Source organism: Oricola indica (assembly GCF_019966595.1).
Taxonomy (GTDB): Bacteria; Pseudomonadota; Alphaproteobacteria; order Rhizobiales; family Rhizobiaceae; genus Oricola; species Oricola indica.
Map to the genome: position 1 here is coordinate 1 of NZ_JAINFJ010000016.1, position 26,556 is coordinate 26,556.

The window sequence follows — 26,556 nt, forward strand, 5'->3', positions numbered from 1 at the left end:
GGCAAAGCCCGCCTCCGAAAAGCCGAACTCACCTATTTGCGGGGCGCGAACTTGCTTGCCGAAAAGGCGGTCAACATCCGTTCCGAAGCGCGGTCGGCTTACACGAACTACCGTGCGCGTCACGAGATTGGCTGTCATTACAAGCGTAACGTTCTGCCGTTGCGCCAGACCATCGAGCAGGAAAGCCTGCTCACCTACAACGGCATGATCACCAACACATTCGAGCTGCTCGCGGATACGCGGGCGAAGATCAACACGCTGATCATGTCGGTCAACGCCAAGCGCGACTTCTGGCTGGCCGACGCTGATCTGAACGCGGCAATTTACGGCCCGGGTTTCGGCGGCGGAAGCGGTGGTGATGCCGCGCCCGCCATGGCCGACGCCGGTGGTGCGGGACATTGATGGAGAGGATTTCAGCAATGATGAACAGACGACAGATGCTAGGCGTGGGCGCCGCCGGAGCGGCGCTCGTTTCGGCAAGAGCTTTTGCCTCGACCGCCAATCTGGGCTTGCCGGAAGCCGCGGTGATGGAAAGCCCGCTGACCCAGCCGCCGGTCGCACCTACCACCGGACCGGATTACAATCCGGTGGTCACGCTAAACGGCTGGACTCTGCCCTACCGGATGAACAACGGCGTCAAGGAATTCCACCTCGTCGCCGAACCAGTCGAACGTGAACTTGCTTCAGACATGACGGCCTATCTTTGGGGTTATAACGGTCAATCGATCGGCCCGACCATCGAGGCCGTCGAGGGTGATCGTGTTCGCATCTATGTCACGAACAAGCTGCCCGAGCACACATCCGTGCACTGGCACGGGATCATACTCCCATCGGGAATGGACGGCGTTGGCGGCCTGTCGCACCAGGCGATCCCGCCCGGCAAGACCTATATCTACGAGTTCGATCTCGTGAAATCTGGCACCTTCATGTACCACCCGCATGCCGACGAAATGGTGCAGATGGCCATGGGCATGATGGGTTTCTTCATCGTGCACCCGAAGGACCCGGCCTTCATGCCGGTAGACCGCGATTTCCTGATCATGCTCAACGCCTTCGACATCGATCCCGGCTCCTACGTGCCGAAGATCATGACGATGACGGACTTCAATCTGTGGACGTGGAACAGTCGCATCTTTCCGGATATCGACCCGCTGGTCGTTTCGCTCAATGACCGGGTCCGTGTGCGGGTGGGCAACCTGACGATGACCAACCACCCGATCCATATGCATGGCTACGATTTCGAGGTCACCTGCACCGATGGCGGCTGGGTGCGGCCAGAAGCCCGCTGGCCGGAAGTGACGATCGATATTCCGGTCGGCGCCATGCGCGCCTATGAGTTCGACGCCGTGCACCCCGGCGACTGGGCGATTCATTGCCACAAATCGCACCACACAATGAATGCCATGGGTCATGACGTGCCAACCTTTATCGGCGTCGACAAGTCGCGGGTGACTACGCAAATCCGTCGCCTGCAGCCGGAATACATGCCGATGGGCACGGCCGGGATGGCCGACATGGGCGAGATGTCCATGGAACTGCCCGACAACACAGTGCCGATGATGGCCGGTTGGGGGCCTTACGGTCCGCTTGAGATGGGCGGCATGTTCTCGGTCGTCAAAGTCCGCGAAGGGATTTCGGCCGGCGATTACGCAGATCCCGGCTGGTACGAAAGCCCGCCAGGCACCGAGGCCTATGAGTGGACGGGCGAACTGCCCGACTTCGCCTCGCAGAACAGTTCCGCAACACAGATCACGCCCGCACCGGGCGGACAGATGAATGGGCATGGTGCCCATTCGATGAAGAAGGGCTGATTGGAAATCAGCTCAACTAGGAGACATGAAATGAGACTTGCACTTTTGGCGTTGATGCTGGCGCTGAGCACACCCTACGCAATTGCCGCTGGCTCGCATGCCGGCGGCCACGGTCATGATGAGATGTCAGTCGGCATGCCGGGCGACGCCGCGAAAGTCGACCGCGCCATCGATATCGTCATGAGCGAAACCGACGATGGCGACATGGTGTTCGAGCCTGCCTCGATTTCCGTCAAAGCGGGTGAGACCATCCGCTTTGTGGTTAGGAACACCGGCGAACTGGAGCACGAGTTCGTCCTCGATACGCACGAGAAAATGATGGAGCACAAGGCGCTGATGGAGAAGTTCCCGGAGATGGAACATGACGATCCGAACGCCGTGCGCTTAATCGAGAAGACCGATGGCGAAGTGATCTGGACATTTTCCAACGCCGGCGACTTCGAGTTCGGCTGTCTGATCCCCGGCCACTACGAGTCCGGCATGAAGGGCACCGTCACGGTCGCCGCGAACTGACCTTTACCCTCTCCCTCAACCAATACACGAAGGAAGCACCCACATGAAAAAACTCATCATCACGCTCGCAGCCGCCGCGCTGGCTCTTGCGGCAAATGTCGCGTTTGCCACCGAGTACACGAAAGGTACGGTCAAGAAGATCGACATGAAATCCGGAAAAGTCACCATTATCCACGAGGAGCTGAAAAACCTCGAGATGCCGGCGATGACGATGGTCTTCTATCCGGCCGATGAAGCGATGCTCGCGAATTTGAAAGAGGGGCAATCGATTGAATTCGTCGCGGACCGTATCAATGGCAAGTTGATGGTCGTCGAGTTGAAGTAAATCGCATAGCGCGTTCGCAGGTTCGCAGGTTCGCAGGTTCGCCGGGCGCCCGCGAAGCGTCCGGCAAACAGCTATGGAGGAAGGATGGCTGGCAGAGATGTTTTCAAGAAGGCCAGACCTGTCATCATCCTGACAGGTCGCCTGCGGGGGGTGCTGCCTCGATACATATTCGCGGCAACATGGCCGGTGCTCGAACTTGTACCTTGGAAGTTCGGCATCGCTCTTCGATATCTGTGGGCAAAACGTCTAGTAAAACTCGCGGGGACAATATGGTGTTCGAAACTGGTGTGTGTGTGACCTTTTGGGAGCAGATCGAGCTTGGCGAGAACGTTTCGATTTCGATTTTGTGGCGGGTCCGCATGCGATGAAATACTGTCCCATGCACCGCGACATGATCGTTTCTGGTGTTCGTATCTTCGCCGTCGCTGAACTTGCGCCTCGTACGGTCATTGGTGCCAATTCGGTCATACGAAAGGGAACTATGAGCCAGGACTCTATGCCGGAGCGCCGGCTGTGCTCAAAAAAGCTCTGCCAACTCGAAAGGATCGATTGCCCGATCCGAAATCGGATCAAATCCAGCCGAATTGACTATCATCGGGGCTGGTTATCCGGCATCGTACGTTCGATGAGCCACTCAGAACAGAGGCAGATCGCCGCCCAGAGTGTCGCATGGACCGCGAGATTGGACGCCCGGAAGGCGGATTTTACGCCGCTCACCATGACAATGGCATCTGTTATGGAACCGATCAAAAATGCACAAAAATGAAGCAAAGCGCAATGCGGGGCCCAATCGTTTCGGGATCTCCGATGGCCGGCAGATTACCGGGGCATGTTAGCATTGGCAACAGTGTGACTGATACAAATCGAGATGCTACTACCGCAATGGATTGCCTTGGCGACTGGATAGTCAGGTGGCCTTGAGCAACAGCGAAAACGATCGAAAGGAGCCCGGCAAGTGCAGCTGCAACCGACCGGCACTGGTGGCCCGCACTCAGAGGAGCGACCCGATTTCATCGTAGACGCGTCGGGTGGCCACGGCACCTTGAGCAATGCAATGACGCTTCAACCGGAATTCCAGAGTGCCGATCGTCTGCGAGAATGCGGGCCGGATAACTAGATCCGCCTGCGCGAAACGCAGACTTGCGTGTTCGTACTGGCAGACTTCAATAGAACGCAGCATCGCCTGCAGGCCGTTCTTCGGACCAGTAGTGTTTTCGGGCTGGCTGGGGTCGACGGCGATCACAACTTCGACCCCAGTGTTCCTTGCGACGTCCACGGGGGCAATATCGGCATACGCTCCGTCCATTAGCACATGAGGACCTTTGAAAAGGGGGGGTAGCACTCCAGCCAGCGCCGCACTGGAGTAGACATAATCCGTCGCATGACCTTTGCTGAATATCACGCGTTTGCCTGACAGCATGTCCGTTGCACAAACGAATACCGGAACGCGGCCATCCTCCAGATTTTTCCCTTCGTCAGGCTTGACAGGACACCACGACCCCAAGTCTCGGTGCGTGCGCCAAAGCCCCAGCCGAAATACATGTCCCTCGCGGCAAGGAGCGCAATCCGGAGGCCCCTCAGCCTTGCAATCAAACCTGGCAGACGAAAGTCGGGCGTTGCCGGAAACCCGCTGGTGTCCATCTCAACCAATTCGTCATACCAGTTGTCGTTGAGCGCATAGGTGGCCGCGACAACCGCCCCCATCGATACGCCTACAATAGCGCTGGGGACGTAGCCTCTGGAGACCAGCGCCCTGAGAACACCCACATGTGCCAGCCCCCTAGCTCCGCCGCCGCTAAGAACAAGGGCAAAGGACTTGCAATGTTGTTGGCGTGGTTCTGTCCAACTTGTCATTGTTTGGCTCTGCCCCTGAGAATTTGCCCGCAGTTTAGCGAAATGTTGCGTGAGCCCTAGCGGCATCGTACCTTCCCGAAAGACTGACGCGCGCCATAGCCAGTGTTGCCGATTGATGGGCCATGCCCATAGCAAAGTTTCGCCACCGTTTTCACCTGTCTGTGTAACAGCCGAATCCGAGTAGCGTCTATCGATTGACGGTCTTTTTAGACAGCAAGGATTATTAGACAGGAGCTAACAATGAAGACTATGACCCTCGAGGTCCGCGGGCTGTTCGAGGAACTCGATCATCTCGCTGTCGAACGCCATCTGGCAGTGCTTCACGGCGTTCACCGAGCCGAAGCGAACCCGGCCTCGGCGAGTGTGACCGTGCGATATGACGAAACCATGATGGACGAGGAGACCCTGCGCAGAACGATCGAAAACTGCGGTTTTCATTGCGCCGGAGAGCAGCTTCCGGACCACATCTGCAAGATGGACCATAAGGATCTTGCCGGTCACAAGCCCCATGCCGCTCATGGCGCAAAGGCGCCTGCGTCTCACGAGGAAATTGCGCACGAGATGGGGCATGGCGCCGGACACGACATGGCGGCCATGGTCAAGGATATGCGTAACCGTTTCTGGGTCGCGTTGCTCTTCACCATCCCGATCTTCACCTATTCGCCGATGGGTGGGATGTTCACGCCGCCGGCGCCTCCCTTCGGCCTACGGCTGGACCTTTGGTTGTTCTTCCTTGGCAGCGCCGCGATCGTCTGGCCAAGCTGGCCGTTTTTCGTCGCCGCCTGGCGCGCGTTGAAAAACGGCACTCTCAACATGGCCGTGCTTGTGGTCCTGTCGGTCGGCACGGGATATTTCTTCAGTGTCGGATCGACCTTCTTCTTCCCCGGTGTGCAATTCTACGAGGCCGTGGCGGTTCTGCTCGTCTTCATTCTGCTTGGCCATTGGCTGGAAATGCGAGCCCGTGCGGGTGCCTCCGAGGCGATCCGTGCGCTGCTCGATCTGGCGCCGCCCATGGCCGTGGTCCTGCGGGACGGACGGGAGACCGAGGTGCCGACCGCCGAGGTTTTGGCCGGTGAGACAGTCATCATCCGCCCGGGCAACAAGATCCCCGTCGATGGCGAGGTGATCGAGGGCGAGTCGGTCGTCGACGAATCCATGCTCACGGGCGAATCCATGCCGGTCAACAAGAAACCCGGCGACCAAGTCGTGGGCGCCACGATCAACAAGACCGGCAGCTTCCGCTTCAAGGCGACGAAGGTCGGCTCGGATTCCGCACTCGCGCAGATCGTCAAGCTGGTGCAGGAGGCACAGAACTCCAAGGCGCCGTCGCAGCTTTTGGCCGACAAGGCGTCCCAATGGCTGGTGCTGATCGCGGTTATCATCGGGCTTGCGACCTTTTCGGTCTGGTTCTGGTGGATCGGCTCGCCGCTGCTCTTCGCCGTCACACTGACGATCACGGTCTTCGTGATCGCCTGTCCCGACGCGCTTGGCCTCGCCACACCGATGGCGGTGATGGTCGGCACCGGGATCGGGGCGCGAAACGGCATCCTGTTCAAGAACGCAGCTGCGCTTGAAGAGGCAACCAAGCTCGAAGTAATCGTGTTCGACAAGACCGGGACGCTGACCATGGGGCAGCCGCGTGTCGTGGACGTGGTGTCAGCCGAAGGAACGGATGCCGATACTGTCCTGCAGATGGCCGCGGCGGTGGAGCGCGGGTCCGACCACCCGCTGGCGCTGGCAATCATCGAACGCGCAGGGGGGCTGGACTTGCCCGCGACCAGCGGCTTTCTCAACATCGAGGGAAAGGGAGCGCAGGCCGAAATCGAAGGCAAACGGGTCTATCTTGGCAATCGCAGGCTGATGGATGAGCAGAAGATCGATCTCGCCGGACTTTCGGAGGCGGCGGACAAACTGAAGGGTGCGGGGCGCACGGTGGTGCATGTGGCCCGTGGCGGGCGACTTTTGGGCCTCGTGGCCATCGCCGACGCACCGCGGCCCAGTGCCAAGGCAACGGTTGCGAAGTTGCGCGAACGGGGCGTCGAGGTGGCGATGCTGACCGGCGACAACGAGGGTACAGCCAAACGCATCGCCGCGGAACTGGGCATCGATATTATCCTGGCGGATGTGCTGCCGGGCCAGAAGGCCGACAAGGTCAAGGAACTGCAGGCCCGGGGCAAGCGGGTGGGCATGGTCGGCGACGGCGTCAACGACGCTCCGGCGCTGACGCAGGCCGATGTCGGTTTTGCCATCGGTGCAGGCACCGACGTGGCTATGGAAAGCGCCGATGTGGTGCTTATGAAAAGCGACCCGCACGACGTTCTCGGCGCGATCGAGTTGTCGCGCGCCACCTTGCGTAAGATGCGCCAGAACCTGTTCTGGGCGGTGGCCTACAACGTCGTGGCGTTTCCCGCGGCGGCCGGGGTGTTCTATCCGCTCGTGGTCAGTCCCGCCGTGGCAGCGATTGCGATGTCGGGCAGTTCGGCGCTCGTGGCGGTGAACGCACTGCTCCTGAAACGCACCCGTTTGGACGGCGTCAAACAGACCGGGCAGCCGGTCACTGCTGCCGCCGGACAGCCGACCGCCGAAGCCTGAACGCCTCAAAGACGCAGGGTGTTACCAGAGAAAGGAAACAACAATGTCTGAAGCGAGAAAGATCAGGATTGCCGTGAATGGCTATGGCGTAATTGGGAAGCGCGTCGTGGACGCTGCAATGCGTCAGGACGACATGGAACTTACCGGCGTCGCAGACATTGCCACCGATTGGCGTGCCGGCGTGATTGGGGCGAAAGGTATCAGGCTCTTCGCCGCGAACAACGAAGTGGCGAAGGGCATGCGCGACGCCGGCCACGATGTCTCCGGTGTGCTCGACGACCTGCTTGCTGCATCGGATATCGTCGTCGACTGTACGCCCAAACGGGTCGCGGCCCAGAACGTGCCGCGTTACCGCGAGCTAGGGATCAAGTTCATCGTCCACGGTGGCGAAAAGCACGAGGTCACGGGCCATTCCTTCGTTGCGGACGTTAGCTATGCTACCGCGGTCGGACGGGAAAGTACGCGCGTGGTCTCGTGCAACACGACATCGATCGTACGCACGCTGGGTGCACTCAAGCGGACGGGACTTCTGAAGCGGGCGCGCGGCACACTTCTTCGCCGCGCGACAGACCCTTGGGAAAGTCATATTGGCGGCATCATGAACACGCTTGTCCCCGAGGCAGAGATCCCCAGCCACCAGGGTCCGGATGCGCAGAGCGTTGACCCGGAACTGGATGTCGTAACGATGGCCGTGAAGGTGCCTGAAACACTGGCGCACCTTCACTACTGGACCGTGCAACTCAGTCGCGCGGCCGAGAAGAACGAGATTCTGCGGGCCTTCGCGTCGTCGTCGCGGATCGCATTGATCGACATCGGTGCCGGGCTAAGTGCACTCAACTCGGTGAAGGAACTCATGGCGGACCTAGGCCGCCCACACGACAATCTCTACGAAGTTGCCCTTTGGGCCGATATGCTCAAGGTTCAGGGAAAAGAGCTTTTCTACGCCTACATGGTCGACAATCAGGCCATTGTGATCCCTGAAACGATCGACGCCATACGTGCTCTCGTCGGCACGGTAAGGGACGGAGCGGCGTCCATCGCGAAGACCGACGCGGCACTCGGAATTGGGCGATGGCCCGAATTGACGACCCGTCGATAAAAGCGGACCCTCGGGTTTCGCACGGAAAGCGCGCCTGGATCGGTCGGTTGGATCAAGCACTCGTGATCCTTGCAGGGAAGGTCGGGAAAACCGTTCGCTCAGGACCCTGACGACCGGACGAAATGCCCAACGAGCCGATCACAAGACGGTCCGAACCGGAACTGCGGTGACGGCTTCCCGAAAGATAGCTATCGTACCGGCAACCATAGAAACGTAAACGTCGAGATCACATCCATGTGCCTGTCCCAGGAAGTCAGCTTTGCAGCCAGCGCCTTTTTGGTCGTGGGTGGAACTTATGCCGTCACGCGGGCCTGGGCGATCAATCGCCGATATCTGCCGGTGGCGCTAATGCCTGTCTTCGCTGGTCTGCAGCAGTTCATGGAAGGAAACGTCTGGTGGGGCGTGAACTCCGGCGACCCGGCCACCACGCTTCTGGGCGCGCTGGGGTTCATCTTCTTCACTTGGTTCATGTGGCCCTTCTGGATCCCGCTCGCATCCTGGGTGCTGGAGCCTCCCGACAGTCGGCGTCGGCCCTGGATGGCTGCGATGTCAGTGGCCGGCCTTGCGTTCGGGCTGGCCCTCTACGTACCGCACCTGGCCAATCCGGATTGGGTTGAGGTAACGGTGAAGCAGGATTCGCTGGCTTATGAAGGCACCATGATTCTCGACTATCTGATGCCGCGCTGGATGACTTATGTGATCTATCTGTTTTTGATTATAGCGCCGCCAGCGATGTCGACTTACTACCACATGCGCTGGTTCGCGCTAACCGTCGTCGGGGTGGTCGTGGTCGACATCCTATTTCTGCGCTACGCCTATATCTCATTCTTCTGTCTGCTGGCCGGTCTTGGCACCCTGCACTTGATCTATATCATTGCGCGAAACAAGTGCGCACGCGAATGTCCTGTCCTGTTTTCTTGAGCGGCTAACCATCCGCGAGACGAAGGACACTATCGATGTGTAAATCCGCTGGCCCAGCTCTTGACCGTGGCCGCGCTGAAAGCTTGGCTCTCTCACAGACTCTTGTAACGAGCCGGAGCGCGTTTCTCGGCTTCTTGATGAAGCGGCTTGGGAATCGTGCTGACGCGGAGGATGTTCTGCAGGAATTCTGCATGCGCGTTCTGGCGCGGAAAGATCAGTTGCGCGAGGTGGATCGCATGGATGCCTGGCTCTATGCGGTGTTGCGCTCCGCGCTCAACGACCATTACCGCAAGTCGGGCAGATTCAGCCGTCTGATAGATGCTGTCGCGCTGGAGGCTCAGTCTGCTGTGGTCGCGGATGACCCTGTCGAAGACATGGACGTGATCTGTGAGTGCGTCAAAGGGTTGGTCACCGAATTGCGGCCGACCGATGCAGAATTGATCCGCCGCATAGACATCGACAACGATGATCGCGCGGCGGTGGCGGCGGAACTGGGGCTGAGACCCGGAACGCTGAATGTACGTCTTCACCGCGCCCGTGCCGCTCTGGGTGACGCGCTTCTGGCCCATTGCGGACCGTGCTGCCGTCATGGTTTTGACGATTGCTCGTGTTCACCGCCCGGGTGTGAGCATCCTGTCGAAGCGACCGATTGCCAGGTCGAAGACACCGCCTCGTAACGCGGTTCCGTAACGCTGTGCTCCGAAGGGCGTCTTCAGACCCAAGACGCTCGGGAGGATTGCATGACCAGGGAACCGGCAGAAGCGCAGGCGATCCTAGACCTGGTTTCGGATGTGCTTTGCAAGTGTCAAGGAGCGGTGCAGGCCGATGTCGGGGCACTGTCGGGAGAGTTGTTTCTCAAGGTAGACGTCGAAGGTCGGACTCTCCAGTTTGCGGCGGATGCCTTGGGGCTCACCACACATGAGCCCAGAACGATGCTCTTTCTGTTCTGGCGCCAAATGGCCGGTGCCCTCGTCGGGTCGGTGTCAGGCGCACGGTTGCCAGACGCCATTCAGACACGCGGGGACGGCGCGCCAAGGGGTCAACTCTCAATGCCCCGGATGGGGCTGGTCGTGATGCAAAGACAAAGCCGACATCGGCGAGCCCCCGCACGCATGTAACGAAAGCACGGAGCGAGCGTCTTTCCTTGTGAACCGCGCAAACAGCGTTCATCAGGAAAGGAACACGGAAATGCTCGCAACTCTCATTCTCGCTGGTGCTCTCGTTTCTGAACTGCTCGCACGCACGGCTATCGACCTGCCGCGTGATCGCCCCACAGTCAACGAGGCCGTCGTAGTCATTCCGGCAGAAACCCCGAGGCGCCCGCGCCGGCACTGAGAACAGCACTCGGACTACCGCTTGACGATCGTCGGAAGGCGCGATGACGAACTCAACCAAGATAGTTATCGTCGGGGCCGGGCCAGCCGGCCTTGCCTGCGCGATCGTTTTGGCGCGCGCCGGTCGCCAGGTGGTTGTACGTGAGTGGAAGGATCCTGTAGGCCACAGGTTCCACGACGATTTTCAGGGGCTTGAGAACTGGACCAGGGAACTGGACGTTCTCGAGGAACTGGCCGCCGCCGGGATCACCGCCGATTTTGACCATCATTCATTCGACCGCGGCACGGTATTCGGTCCGTCCGGACATCGGTATGCCGTGAAGGGTAGACGACCGCTTTTCTCTTTACTGCGGCGCGGTTCTGGCCAAGGCAAGCTCGACGCTGCGCTTCTGGCACAGGCCAGCGCCGCGGGTGTCGAGGTCCGTTTCGGCGACAGGGAGAAGACGTTCGCCGACGTGGGCGTCTTGGCCGCCGGGCCGCTCGAGGCCGGCGTGATCGCGGCAGGGCACGTTTTTGAGACAGACATGCCCGACGGGGCTTGGCCGGCGCTTGGTGACGATGTTGCGCCCGGCGGATACGCCTACCTGCTGGTTCAGGGCGGTCGGGGCACTGTGGCGAGTTGCATGTTCACAGGTTTTCGCGACCAGGCCCGTCATGTGAGGGCGGCAGAGGAGTTCTTTCGCGCCCATGCCGGTCTTGAGATGCGCAATGCCCGCGGCTTCGGCGGGTATGGCGCCTACCGATGGCCTCGTAGCGCCATGCAGGGCGTTCATCCGGTGATCGGCGAACATGCGGGCTTTCAGGACGCGCTTGCCGGCTTTGGAATACGCCATGCGATCCGCTCGGGCGTTCTGGCGGCGGAATGCCTGCTGACAGGCAACGACTATGTCGCCCGCTGGAAATCGGAACTTGGTCCGCTTTTGGAAGCAGGAATCGTCAACCGCTGGTTGTTCGGCCTGGGCGGCGAGGCCGGCATGCGCATCGCCAGCCGCAAGTTAGCTACTGGCGATGCGGGGGGCGTGCTCCGCCGTGCATATGATCTGATCACCTTCAGGCGCCTGGCGCTGCCGCTTGCCCGTCGCCGCTATCGCAAGGCTCTGGAGGACCTGAGTTGCAGCCACGTCGATTGCGATTGCGTCTGGTACCTCCATGGCGATCACGGTTCAGCGGGGGCAAATGAAAAAGCGGGAGAAACTGTATGAAACTCAAACCGCTCCTTCGCGCTTCGGGGCTAGGTCGTCGGGCTCCGCTTGCGCTCTGGCTTCTTGATGGTGCGCTGCGCAAACTCATCCCTACGGGTACGCTCGAAGTTCGATTGCCAGATGGCGAAACCAGGCGCTACGGCACGGGAACTCCCGCGATTGCGATTGTGATCCGCGACTGGCCGACACTCCGCCGGATCGCCGTCCATCCAGACCTCGCTCTCGGTGAAGCATGGATGGAAGGCGGACTGTCGGTCGAAAAGGGCGATCTCTACGGCCTGATCGCCCTTTGTCTGGAGAATTACCAGAACGTCCGTTTGCCATGGCTATGGCGTTTCCGCGACCGGCTGAGGATGACGCTCAGGCGGTTCACAATGTACAATCCTATCCCGCGGTCGCGCCGGAATGTCGCCCATCACTACGATCTGGGCGACGATCTGTACGACCTCTTTCTCGACGCCGAGCGGCAGTATTCCTGCGCCTATTTCGAGACCTCCGAAGAGAGTCTCGAGATCGCGCAGGTTCAGAAGATGCGCCACATCGCGGCCAAACTGCGCGTGCTGCCGGGACAGAAGGTGCTCGACATCGGTTCCGGCTGGGGTGGTTTGGGGATGTATCTTGCCCATGTGTCCGACGCGCAGGTGACCGGGGTCACGCTGTCGGTGGCTCAGCAGAAATACGCCACCGATCGGGCGCGGACCGATGGGCTAAATGACCGGGTCCGCTTTGATCTGCGCGACTATCGCCACCAGACTGGCCGCTTCGACCGGATCGTATCGGTCGGCATGTTCGAGCATGTCGGCGTCGGGCATTACGGCGAGTATTTTGGCACACTCGCGAACCTGCTCGATACGGACGGTGTCGCGCTAGTGCATACGATCGGGAGTGCTCGCCCGCCGCGAGCGCCTGACCCTTGGATAACAAAGTACATCTTTCCAGGCGGCTATGTTCCGTCGCTTTCGGAAATCGTCCCGGAGGTTGAACGGGCGGGTCTCGTAATCGCGGATATCGAAGTGCTCCGCCTTCACTATGCCGAAACGCTGAAATCCTGGAGGGACCGCTTCATGGCGCACTGGTCCGAGGCGGCCGCGCAATATGATGAACGCTTCTGTCGGATGTGGGAATTCTACCTCGCGTCCTGCGAAGCAGGGTTCCGCCATAACTTTCTGGTCGTGTTCCAGATCCAGCTTGCACACCGATTGGACGCTGTCCCCATGACACGGGACTATATGGAATCCACCAAAAGGCAGCTGCCCGATTTGAGCCGCGGCAGGAATGCGGATACCGTGAAGTCGAACGCGCGCAGAGAGGGCAGGGTCGCGGCCGAATGACCATCCGCAAAGCATCGCTGATCGTCTTGGTCATGTTCCTGTGGGCCGTCTGCTTCCCTCTCATCGTGGCGGGTTTTGCCTACGCCCCACATCTGACCTTCGCTTCCTTGCGGGCGTTTCTCGCCGGATCGGCGCTCGTGGCCCTCGGGATGATATTTGGCCGACCCTGGCCGCGAGGCATGCGGGTATGGCTCGCGATCGTCGGCATCGGTTTCGGGGCCACGTCGCTCGGATTTCTTGGCATGTTCATGGCCTCGGAATTCATCTTGCCCGGACTCGCCACGGTGCTGGCCAACGCGCAGCCGCTAATGGCCGCGGCGCTTGCAACCGCAGTCTTGGGCGAGAGTTTGAGTGGGCGCGGCAAGGCGGGCCTCGCCTTGGGGTTTATCGGCATCGTGCTGATTGCCGCGCCACAGTTTCAGGCACCTGCGGGGAGCGCGTTTGGGCTCGGCGCCGCTTACATCCTGCTGGCGGCCCTGGGCATCACGATCAGCAACGTCCTTATCCGCGCGCTGGCGGAGCGTGCAGATACCCTGTTGGCGATGGGAAGTCAGATGCTGATCGGTGGGGTCCCTCTCACGGTGGGTGCGTTTCTTTACGAAGAACCGATGTCGGTCACGTTCTCACCGCAGTTCGTTCTTATTCTGCTCGCGATCAGTCTCTTCGGTACATCGCTTGCCTATTGGCTGTGGAGCGAGATTCTTCGAACGACCGACCTTAGCCGCGCCAACGCCTTCGCTTTCCTGGTGCCTGGCTTCGGACTTGCCATGGGCGGCATCTTTTTCGGAGAGTCCATCGGACTTTTGACGAGTTTGGGCATCCTTGTTGCGCTTGTCGGTATCGCCATGACCAATACCGATCGTTCCGAAGCCGAACAGTCTCCGGAGTCATGCGCGAAGTAATCCGCGGCAGCCAGGAAATCAAAAAACGTGTAATGTATCCGGGTCTCGGGCGTCTTGATTATGAAGCGCTTTTGTACGCGCGCTTTGACAAAATGAGGTCCTGACATGACCAGCATCAGCAACACGCCCCGCGCCGCGCATATCCCAATTCAGGCTCTGGGCTGGAGCCTCGGCATTTTCTTCGCAATCACTTACACGATCTGCGTGGTCTTCGACTTGGCCTTTCCCGGCCAGAGCATGACCGGCCTCTGGAATCCGCTACTGCCATGGGTCGATAATATCAGCCTCGGAAACTACGTCCTCGGCGTCGCCGAAACCCTGCTTTACGGCTGGTTCGTCGCGCTGATCTTCGGCCCGTTATTCAACTTATTTGCTGAACGGAGTTCATGATGGCCACGACCGGATCCCCCAAACGGCAGCTCAAGTCGGTAGCGACTGGAGCGGCCGCTTCACCGGCCAACCAAAGCGGCCCGAAAACTGAAGAACCGAAGGCCGCGCAGGTCGAAAGACCGACCGCTGCCGCCTCGACGTATCCTCAAGACCTGTTTGAGCGCTGGGTCCTGTTCATGGACACGCTACGCGAGCGTGCCGACAACATGATCGAGCATGAGCGGCGGGGGATGCCGCCGCTTCTGGAGTTCAAGTACGAAACCCTTCTCGACGCACGCCGCTTCGAACGTCCCGCCAACTACGCGTTGCTAAGAATCACCGAAGTCGGCGACGACTGCTGGGATGATTGCGTCGACAAGGCCAAGCCGCCGGTGATCGTGGTCGACCCCCGCGCCGGCCACGGCCCCGGCATCGGTGGCTTCAAGCGCGATAGCGAGGTGGGTATCGCCATGCACGAGGGCCACCCGGTCTATTTCGTCGTGTTCTTTCCCGAACCCGAATCCGGACAGACCCTGGCCGATGTGCACCATGCGTTGCGCCGTTTCGTCGAGGAAATCGCGAGGTGTCACCCGGACCATCCACCCGTTCTCTATGGCAACTGCCAGGCGGGCTGGGCGATCACACTTCTGGCTGCTGACTGCCAGGGTCTTGCTGGTCCGATTGTCCTCAACGGCTCGCCGCTCTCGTATTGGGCCGGTGAAGCGGGAACCAACCCGATGCGAATGATGGGCGGACTTGCCGGAGGCACCTGGGCCGCGCACATGACCGCGGACCTTGGCGACGGACGTTTCGACGGCGCGTGGCTTGCGCAAAACTTCGAGAACCTGCAGCCTGAAAAGGCGATCTGGGACAAGTACGCCCACCTGTTCTCGCATATCGACAATGAGCGCGTCCGGTTCCTGGAATTCGAGCGGTGGTGGAATGGCTACTACACGCTGAGCCGCGAGGAGATCCTCGCGATCACCGAAAACCTCTTCATCGGCAACAAGCTGGAGACCGGTGAAATGCGGATCTGCGAGGGCTGCACCGCCGATTTGCGGCGAATCCAGAACCCGATCGTGATCTTTGCCTCCGAGGGCGACAACATCACCCCGCCGGCGCAGGCATTGGGCTGGATCCCGAAAGTCTATGCGGACACCGCCGCGCTTAAGGCTGCGGGGCAGCGGATCGTCTATCTCATCAACCCCCATGTCGGGCATCTCGGCATCTTCGTCTCGGCCTCGGTGGCGCGACTAGAACACCGCGCGATCCTCGAAAGCCTTGACGAGATCGAGACCCTTGGGCCCGGCCTCTACGAAATGAAGATCGACAATCCCACCGGCGATCCCGACTGCAAGAAACCGGCCTATTCGGTCAGCTTCGAGGCGCGCCACGTCTCTGACATCGGCGAGGCGCACTCCGAGGATGCGCTCAGGAACGTCGCACAGGTCTCCCGCACGGGTGAGGCGGCTTACGATCTGTTCCTGGGCCCTTGGCTAAGGGCGCTGACCACACCGCAATCGGCGGAGGCCCTGCGCGCGATGCATCCGATGCGTTGGACCCGCCTCATGTTCTCGGCGCGCTACAACCCGTGGATGGGTGCCGTGCAGGCCGTGTCCGATGCAATCCGCTCACACCGCAAGCCCCTGCCCGATGACGACCCCCAACTGAAGGCCGAACGCGAGACCATGGAGCGGATCGGGGCCAGTCTCGGGGCGATGCGTGTAGCCCGCGATCAAGCCATCGCAACCTTGTTCAAGGCACTATACGCCCCCGGCGCCTTGATCGTAGACCAAGAGAAGGAATGAGTGATGCAATGGATCTTCGACAACTGGCTGATCTTGTTGCTCGTTGGCGGGATCATGGCCATGCATCTCTTCGGTCATGGCCATGGCGGTCATGGCGGCCATGGTTGGGGAGGCCAGAGAAAGAACACCTCCAACGACCGTACCGCTCATGTGCATGACACCCGGGATGCCCGCAGCGCCGCAAACGAAGAAGCGGCGACAGCTCGCGAACAGCCGATGGATAACGGGCGGGCATGAGATGCGACGCCCGTCCGTCCTGGTCCTGAACGCGGGGTCCTCCAGCCTCAAGTTCGCCCTCTTCGAAGCCGGGCAGGGCGGCGCGCGAATTGCTGGCGGTGCGGTTACCGGTATTGGTACGGATACCGCCCAGTTCAAGTTGACTGCGACTGGCGACGCGAAAGTCGTGGAACGAGGCGACGCATTTCCGGACCATCGCGCCGCACTCGATGCCGTAGTCTCCGAGGTCAGATCTGACCGCCTTGCGGCCTTCCCGGTCGCCGTTGGTCATCGCGTCGCCCATGGCGGGCCGGATTGCGATTGCCCGGAGGAGGTCACACCGGACCTTCTCGCGCGGCTCCGGAATCTGGTGACACTCGCGCCGCTGCATCTTCCCGCCAACATCGCGGGGATCGAGGCCATCGCGGCCCTGCGCCCGGACCTGCCGCAGATCGCCTGTTTCGACACCGCGTTTCACAACGGCATGCCGCGGGTGGCGAGGATGACCGGCCTGCCGCGCGAGTTGGAAACACCCGAGCTTCGGCGCTACGGCTATCATGGGCTCAGCTATGAATACATCGTTGGTGCGCTGGCCCGGAACGGCGTCGATGTCGAGGCCGAGCGTCTGGTTGTCGCGCATCTCGGCAACGGGGCTTCACTGGCCGCCATCCGGGGTGGCAGGTCGATCGAAACCACGATGGGGTTTTCTCCGGTCTCCGGCGTGCCCATGGGGACGCGGTCCGGCGATGTCGATCCCGGTCTGATCCTGCACCTTCAGCGGGAAGCGGGAATGTCGCCGGAGGTTCTCGGGAACCTGTTGCGAACCCGGTCGGGCCTCCTCGGCCTGTCGGGGATAAGCCGCGATATGAATGTTCTTATCGAGCGCCATGACGCTGCCTCTGCCGAGGTAATCAGGTACTTCTGCTATCATGTTCGGCGCCACCTGGTCGCGCTGACCGCGCCGCTCGAAGGTCTCGATCGGCTGGTCTTCACGGGCGGCATCGGTGCCAATGCCGCACCGGTGCGCGAATTGATCTGTGCCGGGCTTGGCTATCTCGGGGTCCGTATCGACCACGAGGCCAATCTGGCGGGGAGTAGGACCATCGCCGCAGCCGGTTCGCGAGTCAACGTCGAGGTCCGCCAGACCGATGAGGAACAGGTGATCGCCGATCACGTCGCACGGCTTCGCCATGAATGCGCTTGCAAACCGAAAGTGGCGTCACGATGACAAGTCTGCAGTCACCCAAGACACTTGCCTCACTCGTTGCCCGTGCGCGCGCGAAAGGTCCCGTCCGCGTCGCTGTCGCCGATGCCGCGCAGGAGGTCGTTCTGGCCACCATGCGGCGGGCAATGCAAGAGGGGCTGGCCGAACCGCACCTGGTGGGCCCCCGGGCGGACATCGAGCCTCTGGCCGGGGCTGCGGGGCTGGGGCTCGACGCGGCTTGCCTGCATGGCAGCGGAGGGGACGCCGATGCGGCGGGAGTGGCGGTCAGGCTGGTGCGGGACGGCAAAGCCGACGTCGTGATGAAGGGCAATCTGCATACCGACGTCTTCATGCGCGTTCTTCTCGATGCGAATACCGGATTGCGTGTCCCGGATAAGCGCGTGAGCCATCTGTTCCTTCTGGAAGTGCCGGGACACGAACGGCTGATCGGTATTACCGACGCGGCCATCAATATTGCCCCAGACCTCGCTGCCAAGGCGCAGATCTGCCAGAACGCAGTGGATGCCTTCCACGCAATCGGCGTGGACGCACCCTGCGCCGCGGTCCTGTCGGCGGTCGAGACGGTGACGGCGTCCATAGGCTCCACCCTGGACGCCGCCAGCCTGACCCTGATGGCGCGGCGCGGACAGATCACAGGTGCCCTTGTCGACGGACCGCTTGCATTCGACAACGCGGTCTCGCCGCGTGCCGTGGCCGAAAAGGGCATCGTCTCGGACGTGGCGGGTCGTGCCGATATCCTGCTGGTGCCCGATCTGGTCAGCGGCAACATGCTGGCCAAGGCGCTCGAATATCTCGGCGGAGCCAAAGCCGCCGCCGTGGCGCTCGGACTCGCCGCGCCGGTGGTCCTGACGTCACGTGCGGATACCGAGGAGACGCGGATCGCGTCGCTTGCCCTGGCGTCGCTTCTCTGGCGGAGCAGCGGCGCACCAGGCGCCACCGGGATGGGCAAGGAATTGCACCGCACGCTGCGGGCGGCGCCGATGGCCGAGGCCGATTGCCACCCACTCCCTCTGACAAAGGCCAAGAAATGAGCGCCGAGAAACGAAAAAATCAGGATCGTTCGGCCGAAACCCGCGCCAGGGCATCTGGCATGTCAACCAAACCCCGGTTCGAAGACTGCTGCGATCCGCGCGAATTGCTCGATCTTACGGGCCGCAGAGGGCTGGTGATCGGTATCGCTAACGAACGCAGTCTCGCGTGGCCCGGTGCCCTGCATTTTCGACAGTCTGGGGCGGACCTGGCCATCACCTTTGTCGGCGAACGCGCCAGACCGCATGTCGCTCCGCTGGCAGACCGAGTCGATGCGCCGATTTTCCTGCCTTGCGACGTCGGACGCGCAGGCGAACTCGAAGCCGTATTCGGCGCGATACGCGATACCTGGGGGCGTCTCGACTTCGTTCTCCACGCCGTGGGAAAGGCCCGAGCCGAGGACCTGCGTGGCCGGCTGACCGATTGTTCCGCCGGGGGCTTCGCCGAGGCCATGACCGTCTCGGTCCATTCGCTCATCGCCATCGCCCGCCTGGCCGAACCGTTGATGACACACGGCGGCAGCCTGATTACCCTCAGCTATCTCGGCGCCGAGAAGGTGGTCGAACATTACAACGTGATGGGCCCGGTCAAGGCCGCACTCGAATCCACCGTCAGATATCTCGCGCACGAACTCGGGCCGAAGGGCATTCGCGTGAATGCGATCTCCGCCGGTCCGGTGGCGACGCGCGCCGCGTCCGGATTGGTCGGGTCCACCGAACTTCTGGCCGCCAGCGCGAGGATCGCGCCGCTTCGACGCAATATCGAAACCGACGACGTCGGACTGGCCGCCCTGCTTCTCGCGAGCGATTACACGGCTGCCATCACTGGCGAGACCCTGCATGTCGATGCCGGAGTGCATATCGAGGGGCCGGTCGGCAGAGGTCAGATGCAGGGAGAGACCAAACCACGGGAGCAAGAGAAATGACAGACATCGACAGAAGCACGCCCGAGCCGGGTCAAGACAACTCTCAAAGCAGACAAGATTTTCTTTACTACGCATCAGCTGGAGCGGCTGCAGCGGCCACGGGTGCCGCCGTCTGGCCCCTCATTAATTCGATGAACCCGTCTGCCGACGTTCTTAGCCTGTCGACTGTACACGTCGACTTGTCCGGTATGGAACGAGGTCAACGGATTACCGTCAGTTGGCAGGGCAGGCCCGTCTTTGTCTGGCGCCGGTCACAAGAGGCCATCGATGCCGTGCGCGCCACACCGCTTGACGCGTTGGTTGACCAGACGGACAGCGCCAGAGAAAACCCGAACCACACACAGCCGGAGCCTGTACTTGACCAAAACCGGACGGCAGACGAGGCCGGTGAATGGCTGATCGTCACCGGGATCTGCACGCATCTTGGCTGCGTCCCCGTTGGCAAGGGATCGGGAGATGCTCTGGGGAGTTCGGCGGATGGTTCTGCCCTTGTCGCGGCTCGCACTAAGACACGTCCGGACGGACCAGGAAGTGGCCTGCCCCGCGCAACCTCGACTTCCCCCGCTACACGCTCGATGACGATCTGATGTTGACGATCGGGGCATGAGACCACCAACAAACAGAAGGGACTCAGAACCATGAAGGCCAAGGACGTGATGAAAACCGGAGTCATCTCTATCCGCGACAACGGATCTGTCGACGAGGCGGTCAAGTTGATGCTGGACAACCACATCAGCGCTCTTCCTGTCCTCGACAGCGGCGCCAGACTGGTCGGACTCATCAGCGAGGGAGACCTCATTCGGCGGATGCGCGACGGCGAAACACAGCGCCGCTCGTGGTGGCTCGAGTTGTTTTCCGGCGAAGGCGACGCGCGGGACTACGTCAAAGCCCGCAGCCATAAGGTCGCCGACGTGATGACCCGCGATCTTGTCACGGTCGATGAAGACACACCGGTCAGCGAGATCGCGAAGACACTGGAAATCCGCCGAATCAAACGCGTTCCGGTCCTTCGGGACGGCAAGATCGTCGGGATTGTATCCCGCGCCGACCTCGTCCGCGCGCTGGCCCAGTCGAGGGAGGGAAAGCTGCCGTCGCCCGCGCCCGCTGACGAACCGCTACGCAGAGCGGTCGAGGCCGCGATCGCCGAAGTTCCCGGCGGATCGGTCAACCTGATCAACCTTCTGGTGGAGAACGGCAACGTCTCTGTCTGGGGCATTGCCGACAGCGATTTTGTCGAAAACGCGATCCGGGTCGCCGCCGAGAATGTTGATGGTGTTCGCTCGGTTGAAGTCCATATGGGGCGCCTGCCGGCATGGGCCTATGGGATTTGAGGTTTCTGTTGACGGTCACCTGAAACGCCGCAGGTCCAAGTTGCTGACAGATGTAAGGGCGGTACGTTGATTGTTGAATTTGTCTTGTTGTCCGTCTTGGCGCCATCAAATGCGCAGCCAGATTGCGAGAGAAGGGCAATCCGTCGCATGATGTTCACGGGTTCAGCAGCGCTTCAATGACGCTTATGCGGTCAACTGGGAAAGGGAGAATCGAATATGTTCCGAAAAACGTTAAGACCCGTTCTACATGTGGTTGGATCAGGCTTCGGTCCAGCACTAGCACAGACCTCGGGCGAAGCGCCGACAGCACCCGGATTGCTTTTGTCGAACTTCGACGCTGAACGCGGTCGCGAACTGTTCGCATCCAAGGGCTGCGTCGTTTGCCATTCCGTCAACGGGATCGGCAGTGAAGACGCACAGCCCTTCGCGGCGGAATACATGGACGAGAGGATGAGCCCCTTCGAGTTCGCGGCGCGCACGAGCCGCGGTGCACCGTACATGATCGAGTTGCAGGAAAAAGAATTGGGCGGTTAGATCCATCTGACAGGCTAGGAACTCGCGGCGATCATAGGCTTTGTGCATGACGGCGAAGAACAGGCGCACTTCAGCATGAACGATATTCCTCACGAAATCGAAGAACTTACGGCGGCTACGACGACGAGGAAGACGACGATCATTCCGAGTGACGGATAGGCGCTGAAAACCGCAACTCGAGCTGTAATGATTGCTACCTTCTGGCGTCTACAGGGTGAACCTTGAAATCCGAGGCACCCATGGAGGACGACAAATTGACCCAATCGATGAAAAGCGCCAAAGAAGTGAAGTCCGGATGCTGCTGCAGCGGTTCCACACACGCGGCGAAAGACACTGATCGCCAATCCGGCGCGGCGGCCCAGCCATCTGCGAAGCCCGAAACACCAGCAAAAAGCGGAGGCGGGTGTTGCGGGCATGGCTGAGGCGCAAAGGCAATTCTCAGCGGCTCGCTGATGGGGCAGGCTGCGAAACCGAGGCGCGCCCGCCCCATGCGCTCGCTGCCAAAACCCAATCCGCTCGGGCCCGCTTCGAGAGCGACCCGCGCACATTGCACTGACTGTTTGGAGGAAATTTGAAATGGAGACGCGCGATCACCACGGCAAACTGGAGGAAGAGCCAAGGCCTGTCGCGCCCTTCTGGAAATCCCGCGCAGGCATCTATCTGATCGTCGCGCTCGCTCTGGGCGGTCTGCTTCTCGGCTACGAGCACAGAGTTCATATCTTCGCAAGCGAGTGGGTCCTGTTTCTGCCCCTGCTGCTCTTCGTCGGGATGCATTTCTTCATGCATGGCGGTCATGGTGGCCACGGCGGGCATGGTGGTCGTGGGTCGGGAGATGACAGGTTATGACCGACACCGGTTCCTCTTACGGCCTGTGGCTGCTTGTGGTCATCAATTCGGCGGTCTTCATTCTATTCGCTTTTAGCTTTTTCAAGCCGCAGACATCGCGCGACTGGCGCAGCTTCGGTGCCTTCAGTGCCTTCATCGTCGCACTCTTTGTCGAGATGTATGGTTTTCCGCTGACGATCTTCTTCCTCTCAGGTTGGCTTCAATCCAACTGGCCGGAGATCGACTGGTTCGCGCATGACAGCGGGCATCTACCGGAGATGATGTTTGGCTGGAGGTCGAACCCACATTTCGGACCGTTCCATTTCCTGAGCTTCGCGCTGATCGGTGGAGGTTTCTGGTTGATATCGGTGGCCTGGCACCATCTCTGGAGCGCACAGCGGGCCGGGAGACTGGCCGTCACGGGTCCCTACGCCCGGATACGGCATCCACAATATCTGGGCTTCGTTCTCATAATGGCCGGATTCCTCGTGCAGTGGCCGACTCTCCTAACGCTTGCGATGTTCCCGGTTCTCGTTTGGATGTACGCACGCCTTGCAAAAAGCGAGGAGGCGGATAGCCAGGCTCGATTTGGCGAGGCCTGGGAGAGATATGCGGAAGATGTTCCGGCATTTGTGCCTCGATTGCGCAAGGTTGCCACGCAGTGAACGCGATAGTCCTGTCCCGTTCCTGCGAGGCGCAACCGAGCTTGTTTCCTCTCGGGGAACCGAAGCAATCTCCATTTTCGCTAGCGTCCGGGCGTCAGCCTGCATCTTGATCGGTGAATGAGTTTGGCATCGGGATTGGACTACGGATTTGCGAATTAAGAGCGCCGAAACCACGCAGGCGATCGGAACCGGAAATCTTGTGATCCTCGGTGGATCCGGGGATGTCAGTCAGCGGCTCATTCGGCTCCTCGCAGCCCACGCAGAATGGAAGATTTGGTCTGTTTCGAGGCGGGGCCCGGCTGTTGATACGACGCATCCAAACGTCGCCGCGATCACCCTTGACGTGGCCAGTCCCGAAGCGGCCAATTCTCTTCCCGAGGGCGCCATTTTCGTCAATCTCACGGAGGCAACGCCTCCAGAACTGGTTGCGACAATCCTCGCCAGGGGCGGCATAGTTCTCGATACGTCCGCGTCGCCAGACTATGTTGATGACCAGAACCGGGTCGCGGTCGGGAAAACCGGGCGTCTCATCACAGGCGTGGGGACTGCTCCTGGTCTCAGCACGTTGATGGGGGCAGATCTGGCAAGGGACGGGCGGGTGCGAACGCTCCGAATCGGGCTTGAGCTGGGGATGGGCCGCCACTTCGGGCAGGCGGCGGCTGAGTGGTTCTTTCGAGCCCTTGGTAAACCCTATGACGACCCGGCTACCGGCCGGGCCACATTTCCTGGCACGAACCCGTGGAGGTTCAAGTTCGCGCCTACAGAGACACCGCGAATGGCGCTCGACATAGGGTTTCCCGACGCCGGTATTTTTCCCGACGGGCGCGAGGAGTCGGTTCGACACTACCTGGCCGTCGATCCGCGCCTCGTCACGCGCCTTATTGCGGCAACACAACGGCTCGGGTTCGGACGGTGGATGGCAAGGCATTCCATAAGATTGACAAGGCTGTCCCGGTGGCTGCCTCAAATCGGGCCCACCAGAACACGTATTGCGGCCGTTGCGTTTGATCGCGATGGCAAGGAGATTGCGTCGCACCTTTTCGAAGGCGGCGATCAGGCCGATTTGACGGCCTCAATGATATTGCTGACAGTTGAGTCAATATGTTCCAGCGATGCTGGGCAGGAAGGGGGCAATTCCATCGTTGACCACTTGGATCTAGCGCAAGCAGTGCGCGGCCTGGCTCGCCACTTTCCTGAAACATTGAGCATCAACACTATCACTCGGCAAAGCCCGAACTGAGAAAAAAGAATGACGAGGCCCGCAATGAATCACGAGGACGGCGACAACTACAAGAAGAATTCCATCACGCTGGGCGGCGCGGTTGCCATGGGGACCGGCGTCATGATCGGCGCGGGAATCTTTGCCTTGACCGGGCAGATCGCCGAGCTTGCCGGGCCGCTCTTTCCCATTGCCTTTATCATCGGCGCGATCGTGACCGGGTTCAGTTCCTACAGCTACATCAAGATGTCCAACGCCTGGCCCTCGGCAGGGGGTATCGGGATGATCCTGCAGAAGTGCTACGGACCGGGGGCGGTTGCGGCGGGGGCGGCGCTTCTGATGGCGCTCAGCATGGTGATCGCCGAGAGCCTGGTCGCCCGGACTTTCGCCACGTACCTCTTGCGCGCCTTCGACATCGAGGGCGGGCCGCTTGTGCCCATCTTGGCTGTTGGAGTGATCCTTTTTGCCTTCCTCGTGAACATCGCGGGCAACCGGTCGATCGGGCTGTTCTCGATGGGCATGGCCGCAATCAAGATTGGCGGCATCGCGCTTTTCGGGGTAGCCGCCCTGTGGTCGAGCGGCTTCGGCTTCGCCGCGGCGTCGCGGGACGCGGTCGATTTTGGCGTAATGGGGTTCGTTGCCTCGGTCGCGCTTGCCATTCTCGCGTTCAAGGGGTTCACAACGATTACCAACAGCGGTGCCGAGATCACCGACCCGAACCGCAACGTGGGGCGCGCGATCATGATTTCGATTGCGCTGTGCGTAGTCGTCTATCTTCTTGTGGCCTTCGGCGTTGGGTCCAGCCTGACCATCGACGAGATCATCGCCGCCAAGGACTATTCGCTGGCCGAGGCGGCGGAACCGGCGCTGGGTCAGGCGGGCTTCCTGCTGACGGTCTTGTTGGCCGTCGTGGCGACGGCCTCGGCCGTGCTGGCCAGCGTTTTTGCCGTCTCGAGGATGCTTGCCATGTTGACGGAAATGAAGATGATCCCGCATCGCCATTTCGGTATGTCCGGTCCGATCCAGCGGCATACGCTGGTCTATACGGTGGTCATCGCTTCCTTCCTTGCCGTATTCTTCGATCTGAGCCGCATCGCGTCGCTCGGCGCGTTCTTCTACCTTATCATGGATATGGTTGTGCATTGGGGTGTCTGGCGTTTCCGGCGGGCGGAAATCTGCGCCTCTGGCGTCGTGCTTCTGGTGGCGTTCGGGGTGGACGCGATTGTTCTCGTCGCGTTTACCGCGATGAAGCTGCAGAGCGATTCGGCCATCGTCGCCTATGCGGCCCTGGCGATCCTCAGCGTGTTTCTGTTCGAACGCGCCTACCTTTCGCGCTGGCTGGCACTTCAAAATGGGTCCGCCCACAGTTGACGGATCATGTCACACAATCGGTTCGCGATGGGCGGCGAGCGGGCCTTGCAATGCTCGTCGGCCTTGCTCTAGGTTTGGTGGCCGCGAATTCGCCGCTGGCGGATACCTACGCGCTTATTCACCATCTGCCTCTGCGAGTGGGACCGGTCGCGTGGGCAATCGAAGCCCCCCTGATCGAGTGGATCAATCAGGGCCTTCTGACGGTCTTCTTCTTTCTGATTGGCATCCACACAAATCATGAGTTGACCCGAGGTACGCTGTCCGAACCCGGCGCGGCCGTGCTTCCGGCAAGTGCGGCAGTCGGCGGCATGATCGTGCCGGCAGCCATCTATCTTGGTCTTAATGCCGGAGAGACTATCGCCCTTCGTGGGTGGGCGATTCCGATTGCGACGGACATCGTTTTGGTCCTTGGTGTCCTTTCGCTATGTTCGGGTCAGGTTGGCCCTGCGATCGTCGCATTTGCTACGGCTGCAGCTATATTCGATGACCTTGGGTCGGTGGCTGTTATCGCTCTGTTCTACGGAGAGTTGGATCAGCTCTTGCCGCTTTGGATTGTGGCTGGCGGTTCGGCAGGCCTGCTTCTGCTCAATCGAACCCGAAAGGCCTCGCTCGTGCCTTACCTTTTCTTCGGCTGCGTTCTCTGGGCAGGACTGATCATGACCGGCCTCGAAGGAGCCGTTGCAGGTGCAATTGTCGGGTTTTCCCTGCCGCTTTCATCGTTTCCGTCAAAAGCAGCCGCGCGCGCCGAGCAGCGCATTTCGCCGTTTGCTCTGTTCTTTGTCGTGCCGGTCTTTACCTTCTTCAATGGTGGCATCGTGCTGGATTTTGTTCCCGCTGACCCACAGGCATGGTCTGTGGCAATCGGCATTGCAATTGCTTTGATTGTCGGAAAGCCTTTGGGAATTCTCGGCGGAACGCTTCTGGCGCTTCGCTTGCGCATCGGAACACTTCCTCCTGACACTTCGCTGCGAGACTTATTCGGGGTCGCACTGCTGGCTGGTGTCGGCTTCACTATGAGCCTGTTCATCGTCGGCGCGGCATTCGATGCAGCCCCGATTGCCGCAACGGCAAAACTCGCCGTTGTGAGCAGTTCAGCTATCGCCGCCTTACTCGGCATCCTCTCGTTCAATCTCCGCCGATCGGTCGGGCGCTAGC

28 protein-coding genes and 1 pseudogene are annotated in these 26,556 nt (G+C 60.7%); 26 read left to right on the forward strand and 3 right to left on the reverse strand.

Annotation, left to right across the window (positions count from 1 at the left end; genetic code table 11):
- The 5 genes and pseudogenes from LC343_RS22740 to LC343_RS22760 all read left to right on the forward strand — a co-directional run.
- Nucleotides 1-402, forward strand: a pseudogene (locus LC343_RS22740) (TolC family protein); the annotation flags it as partial.
- Between the two features lie 17 nt (nucleotides 403-419).
- Nucleotides 420-1,811, forward strand: a complete 1,392-nt coding sequence (locus LC343_RS22745; RefSeq protein ID WP_223479478.1) for a multicopper oxidase family protein — start codon at nucleotides 420-422, stop codon at nucleotides 1,809-1,811.
- Nucleotides 1,812-1,841: 30 nt separating this feature from the next.
- Nucleotides 1,842-2,324, forward strand: a complete 483-nt coding sequence (locus tag LC343_RS22750; protein WP_223479479.1) for a cupredoxin domain-containing protein — start codon at nucleotides 1,842-1,844, stop codon at nucleotides 2,322-2,324.
- 43 nt (nucleotides 2,325-2,367) lie between these two features.
- Complete coding sequence (locus LC343_RS22755) at nucleotides 2,368-2,649, forward strand: copper-binding protein (protein ID WP_223479480.1); 282 nt, start codon at nucleotides 2,368-2,370, stop codon at nucleotides 2,647-2,649.
- Nucleotides 2,650-3,028: 379 nt separating this feature from the next.
- Nucleotides 3,029-3,415 carry a hypothetical protein gene (locus LC343_RS22760; RefSeq protein ID WP_223479481.1) on the forward strand — a complete coding sequence of 129 codons (387 nt, stop codon included), beginning with the start codon at nucleotides 3,029-3,031 and terminating at the stop codon, nucleotides 3,413-3,415.
- Here LC343_RS22760 and LC343_RS25395 read toward each other — a convergent pair.
- From LC343_RS25395 to LC343_RS25175, 3 genes are read right to left on the reverse strand one after another with little or no spacing between them, the layout of a single operon-like run.
- Nucleotides 3,396-3,644, reverse strand: a complete 249-nt coding sequence (locus tag LC343_RS25395) for a CbtA family protein (protein WP_223479525.1) — start codon at nucleotides 3,642-3,644, stop codon at nucleotides 3,396-3,398. The genes LC343_RS22760 and LC343_RS25395 overlap by 20 nt on opposite strands.
- The gene (locus tag LC343_RS22770; protein WP_223479482.1) at nucleotides 3,641-4,051 is read right to left on the reverse strand and encodes a patatin-like phospholipase family protein; all 411 of its coding nucleotides are present in this window, start codon (nucleotides 4,049-4,051) and stop codon (nucleotides 3,641-3,643) included. The genes LC343_RS25395 and LC343_RS22770 overlap by 4 nt, the downstream gene beginning before the upstream one ends.
- Nucleotides 4,048-4,569, reverse strand: a complete 522-nt coding sequence (locus LC343_RS25175) for a patatin-like phospholipase family protein (protein ID WP_338018605.1) — start codon at nucleotides 4,567-4,569, stop codon at nucleotides 4,048-4,050. Before LC343_RS25175 ends, LC343_RS22770 begins: the two co-directional genes overlap by 4 nt.
- A 174-nt stretch (nucleotides 4,570-4,743) precedes the next feature.
- Here LC343_RS25175 and LC343_RS22780 point away from each other — a divergent pair, with 174 nt between their 5' ends.
- From LC343_RS22780 to nhaA, 21 genes are all read left to right on the forward strand, one after another.
- Nucleotides 4,744-7,095, forward strand: a complete 2,352-nt coding sequence (locus LC343_RS22780; protein WP_223479483.1) for a heavy metal translocating P-type ATPase — start codon at nucleotides 4,744-4,746, stop codon at nucleotides 7,093-7,095.
- Nucleotides 7,096-7,138: 43 nt separating this feature from the next.
- Complete coding sequence (locus LC343_RS22785) at nucleotides 7,139-8,194, forward strand: type II glyceraldehyde-3-phosphate dehydrogenase (protein WP_223479484.1); 1,056 nt, start codon at nucleotides 7,139-7,141, stop codon at nucleotides 8,192-8,194.
- 234 nt (nucleotides 8,195-8,428) lie between these two features.
- Entirely contained in the window at nucleotides 8,429-9,115 is a 687-nt protein-coding gene (locus LC343_RS22790) for a DUF6629 family protein (RefSeq protein WP_223479485.1), read from the forward strand.
- Between the two features lie 35 nt (nucleotides 9,116-9,150).
- Nucleotides 9,151-9,792, forward strand: a complete 642-nt coding sequence (locus tag LC343_RS22795) for an RNA polymerase sigma factor (protein ID WP_223479486.1) — start codon at nucleotides 9,151-9,153, stop codon at nucleotides 9,790-9,792.
- 701 nt (nucleotides 9,793-10,493) lie between these two features.
- Entirely contained in the window at nucleotides 10,494-11,651 is a 1,158-nt protein-coding gene (locus tag LC343_RS22800; protein WP_223479487.1) for an FAD-dependent monooxygenase, read from the forward strand.
- Entirely contained in the window at nucleotides 11,648-12,982 is a 1,335-nt protein-coding gene (locus tag LC343_RS22805; protein WP_223479488.1) for an SAM-dependent methyltransferase, read from the forward strand. Before LC343_RS22800 ends, LC343_RS22805 begins: the two co-directional genes overlap by 4 nt.
- Complete coding sequence (locus tag LC343_RS22810) at nucleotides 12,979-13,884, forward strand: DMT family transporter (RefSeq protein WP_223479489.1); 906 nt, start codon at nucleotides 12,979-12,981, stop codon at nucleotides 13,882-13,884. Before LC343_RS22805 ends, LC343_RS22810 begins: the two co-directional genes overlap by 4 nt.
- A gap of 105 nt (nucleotides 13,885-13,989) precedes the next feature.
- A complete protein-coding gene (locus LC343_RS22815) occupies nucleotides 13,990-14,274 on the forward strand; it encodes a DUF5676 family membrane protein (protein ID WP_223479490.1) in 285 nt (94 codons plus the stop codon).
- Nucleotides 14,271-16,061 (forward strand): DUF3141 domain-containing protein, encoded by a 1,791-nt coding sequence (locus LC343_RS22820; RefSeq protein ID WP_223479491.1) that lies wholly within the window; start codon nucleotides 14,271-14,273, stop codon nucleotides 16,059-16,061. The genes LC343_RS22815 and LC343_RS22820 overlap by 4 nt, the downstream gene beginning before the upstream one ends.
- 3 nt (nucleotides 16,062-16,064) lie before the next feature.
- Entirely contained in the window at nucleotides 16,065-16,298 is a 234-nt protein-coding gene (locus tag LC343_RS22825; RefSeq protein ID WP_223479492.1) for a hypothetical protein, read from the forward strand.
- A gap of 1 nt (nucleotide 16,299) precedes the next feature.
- Nucleotides 16,300-17,505: an acetate/propionate family kinase gene (locus tag LC343_RS22830; RefSeq protein ID WP_223479493.1), complete on the forward strand. Its 1,206-nt coding sequence runs from the start codon at nucleotides 16,300-16,302 to the stop codon at nucleotides 17,503-17,505.
- The gene (locus LC343_RS22835; RefSeq protein WP_223479494.1) at nucleotides 17,502-18,533 is read left to right on the forward strand and encodes a bifunctional enoyl-CoA hydratase/phosphate acetyltransferase; all 1,032 of its coding nucleotides are present in this window, start codon (nucleotides 17,502-17,504) and stop codon (nucleotides 18,531-18,533) included. Before LC343_RS22830 ends, LC343_RS22835 begins: the two co-directional genes overlap by 4 nt.
- A 59-nt stretch (nucleotides 18,534-18,592) precedes the next feature.
- Nucleotides 18,593-19,456, forward strand: coding sequence for an enoyl-ACP reductase FabI (gene fabI / locus LC343_RS22840; protein ID WP_223479495.1), 864 nt, complete (start codon nucleotides 18,593-18,595; stop codon nucleotides 19,454-19,456).
- On the forward strand, nucleotides 19,453-20,043 hold the full coding sequence (petA, locus tag LC343_RS22845; RefSeq protein WP_338018606.1) for a ubiquinol-cytochrome c reductase iron-sulfur subunit: 591 nt from the start codon (nucleotides 19,453-19,455) through the stop codon (nucleotides 20,041-20,043). Before fabI ends, petA begins: the two co-directional genes overlap by 4 nt.
- 51 nt (nucleotides 20,044-20,094) lie before the next feature.
- Nucleotides 20,095-20,787 (forward strand): CBS domain-containing protein, encoded by a 693-nt coding sequence (locus LC343_RS22850; RefSeq protein WP_223479496.1) that lies wholly within the window; start codon nucleotides 20,095-20,097, stop codon nucleotides 20,785-20,787.
- A gap of 321 nt (nucleotides 20,788-21,108) precedes the next feature.
- Nucleotides 21,109-21,321: a c-type cytochrome gene (locus tag LC343_RS22855; protein ID WP_223479497.1), complete on the forward strand. Its 213-nt coding sequence runs from the start codon at nucleotides 21,109-21,111 to the stop codon at nucleotides 21,319-21,321.
- Nucleotides 21,322-21,897: 576 nt separating this feature from the next.
- Complete coding sequence (locus LC343_RS22860) at nucleotides 21,898-22,167, forward strand: DUF2933 domain-containing protein (RefSeq protein WP_223479498.1); 270 nt, start codon at nucleotides 21,898-21,900, stop codon at nucleotides 22,165-22,167.
- On the forward strand, nucleotides 22,164-22,811 hold the full coding sequence (locus LC343_RS22865) for a methyltransferase family protein (protein ID WP_223479499.1): 648 nt from the start codon (nucleotides 22,164-22,166) through the stop codon (nucleotides 22,809-22,811). The genes LC343_RS22860 and LC343_RS22865 overlap by 4 nt, the downstream gene beginning before the upstream one ends.
- A 148-nt stretch (nucleotides 22,812-22,959) precedes the next feature.
- A complete protein-coding gene (locus LC343_RS22870) occupies nucleotides 22,960-24,051 on the forward strand; it encodes a saccharopine dehydrogenase family protein (RefSeq protein WP_223479500.1) in 1,092 nt (363 codons plus the stop codon).
- A gap of 24 nt (nucleotides 24,052-24,075) precedes the next feature.
- Entirely contained in the window at nucleotides 24,076-25,401 is a 1,326-nt protein-coding gene (locus LC343_RS22875; RefSeq protein WP_223479501.1) for an APC family permease, read from the forward strand.
- A complete protein-coding gene (gene nhaA, locus LC343_RS22880) occupies nucleotides 25,398-26,555 on the forward strand; it encodes a Na+/H+ antiporter NhaA (protein ID WP_223479502.1) in 1,158 nt (385 codons plus the stop codon). Before LC343_RS22875 ends, nhaA begins: the two co-directional genes overlap by 4 nt.
- The last annotated feature ends 1 nt before the right edge of the window (nucleotide 26,556 follow it).

Excerpts from the sequence above, each read along its gene's own strand:
- LC343_RS22745 (WP_223479478.1), top strand. The coding sequence starts at position 420 with ATGATGAACAGACGACAGATGCTAGGCGTGGGCGCCGCCGGAGCGGCG.
- LC343_RS22750 (WP_223479479.1), top strand. The coding sequence starts at position 1,842 with ATGAGACTTGCACTTTTGGCGTTGATGCTGGCGCTGAGCACACCCTAC.
- LC343_RS22755 (WP_223479480.1), top strand. The coding sequence starts at position 2,368 with ATGAAAAAACTCATCATCACGCTCGCAGCCGCCGCGCTGGCTCTTGCG.
- LC343_RS22760 (WP_223479481.1), top strand. The coding sequence starts at position 3,029 with ATGCACCGCGACATGATCGTTTCTGGTGTTCGTATCTTCGCCGTCGCT.
- LC343_RS25175 (WP_338018605.1), bottom strand. The coding sequence starts at position 4,569 with ATGCCGCTAGGGCTCACGCAACATTTCGCTAAACTGCGGGCAAATTCT.
- LC343_RS22780 (WP_223479483.1), top strand. The coding sequence starts at position 4,744 with ATGAAGACTATGACCCTCGAGGTCCGCGGGCTGTTCGAGGAACTCGAT.
- LC343_RS22785 (WP_223479484.1), top strand. The coding sequence starts at position 7,139 with ATGTCTGAAGCGAGAAAGATCAGGATTGCCGTGAATGGCTATGGCGTA.
- LC343_RS22790 (WP_223479485.1), top strand. The coding sequence starts at position 8,429 with ATGTGCCTGTCCCAGGAAGTCAGCTTTGCAGCCAGCGCCTTTTTGGTC.
- LC343_RS22795 (WP_223479486.1), top strand. The coding sequence starts at position 9,151 with ATGTGTAAATCCGCTGGCCCAGCTCTTGACCGTGGCCGCGCTGAAAGC.
- LC343_RS22800 (WP_223479487.1), top strand. The coding sequence starts at position 10,494 with ATGACGAACTCAACCAAGATAGTTATCGTCGGGGCCGGGCCAGCCGGC.
- LC343_RS22805 (WP_223479488.1), top strand. The coding sequence starts at position 11,648 with ATGAAACTCAAACCGCTCCTTCGCGCTTCGGGGCTAGGTCGTCGGGCT.
- LC343_RS22810 (WP_223479489.1), top strand. The coding sequence starts at position 12,979 with ATGACCATCCGCAAAGCATCGCTGATCGTCTTGGTCATGTTCCTGTGG.
- LC343_RS22815 (WP_223479490.1), top strand. The coding sequence starts at position 13,990 with ATGACCAGCATCAGCAACACGCCCCGCGCCGCGCATATCCCAATTCAG.
- LC343_RS22820 (WP_223479491.1), top strand. The coding sequence starts at position 14,271 with ATGATGGCCACGACCGGATCCCCCAAACGGCAGCTCAAGTCGGTAGCG.
- LC343_RS22825 (WP_223479492.1), top strand. The coding sequence starts at position 16,065 with ATGCAATGGATCTTCGACAACTGGCTGATCTTGTTGCTCGTTGGCGGG.
- LC343_RS22830 (WP_223479493.1), top strand. The coding sequence starts at position 16,300 with ATGCGACGCCCGTCCGTCCTGGTCCTGAACGCGGGGTCCTCCAGCCTC.
- LC343_RS22835 (WP_223479494.1), top strand. The coding sequence starts at position 17,502 with ATGACAAGTCTGCAGTCACCCAAGACACTTGCCTCACTCGTTGCCCGT.
- fabI (WP_223479495.1), top strand. The coding sequence starts at position 18,593 with ATGTCAACCAAACCCCGGTTCGAAGACTGCTGCGATCCGCGCGAATTG.
- petA (WP_338018606.1), top strand. The coding sequence starts at position 19,453 with ATGACAGACATCGACAGAAGCACGCCCGAGCCGGGTCAAGACAACTCT.
- LC343_RS22850 (WP_223479496.1), top strand. The coding sequence starts at position 20,095 with ATGAAGGCCAAGGACGTGATGAAAACCGGAGTCATCTCTATCCGCGAC.
- LC343_RS22860 (WP_223479498.1), top strand. The coding sequence starts at position 21,898 with ATGGAGACGCGCGATCACCACGGCAAACTGGAGGAAGAGCCAAGGCCT.
- LC343_RS22865 (WP_223479499.1), top strand. The coding sequence starts at position 22,164 with ATGACCGACACCGGTTCCTCTTACGGCCTGTGGCTGCTTGTGGTCATC.
- LC343_RS22875 (WP_223479501.1), top strand. The coding sequence starts at position 24,076 with ATGAATCACGAGGACGGCGACAACTACAAGAAGAATTCCATCACGCTG.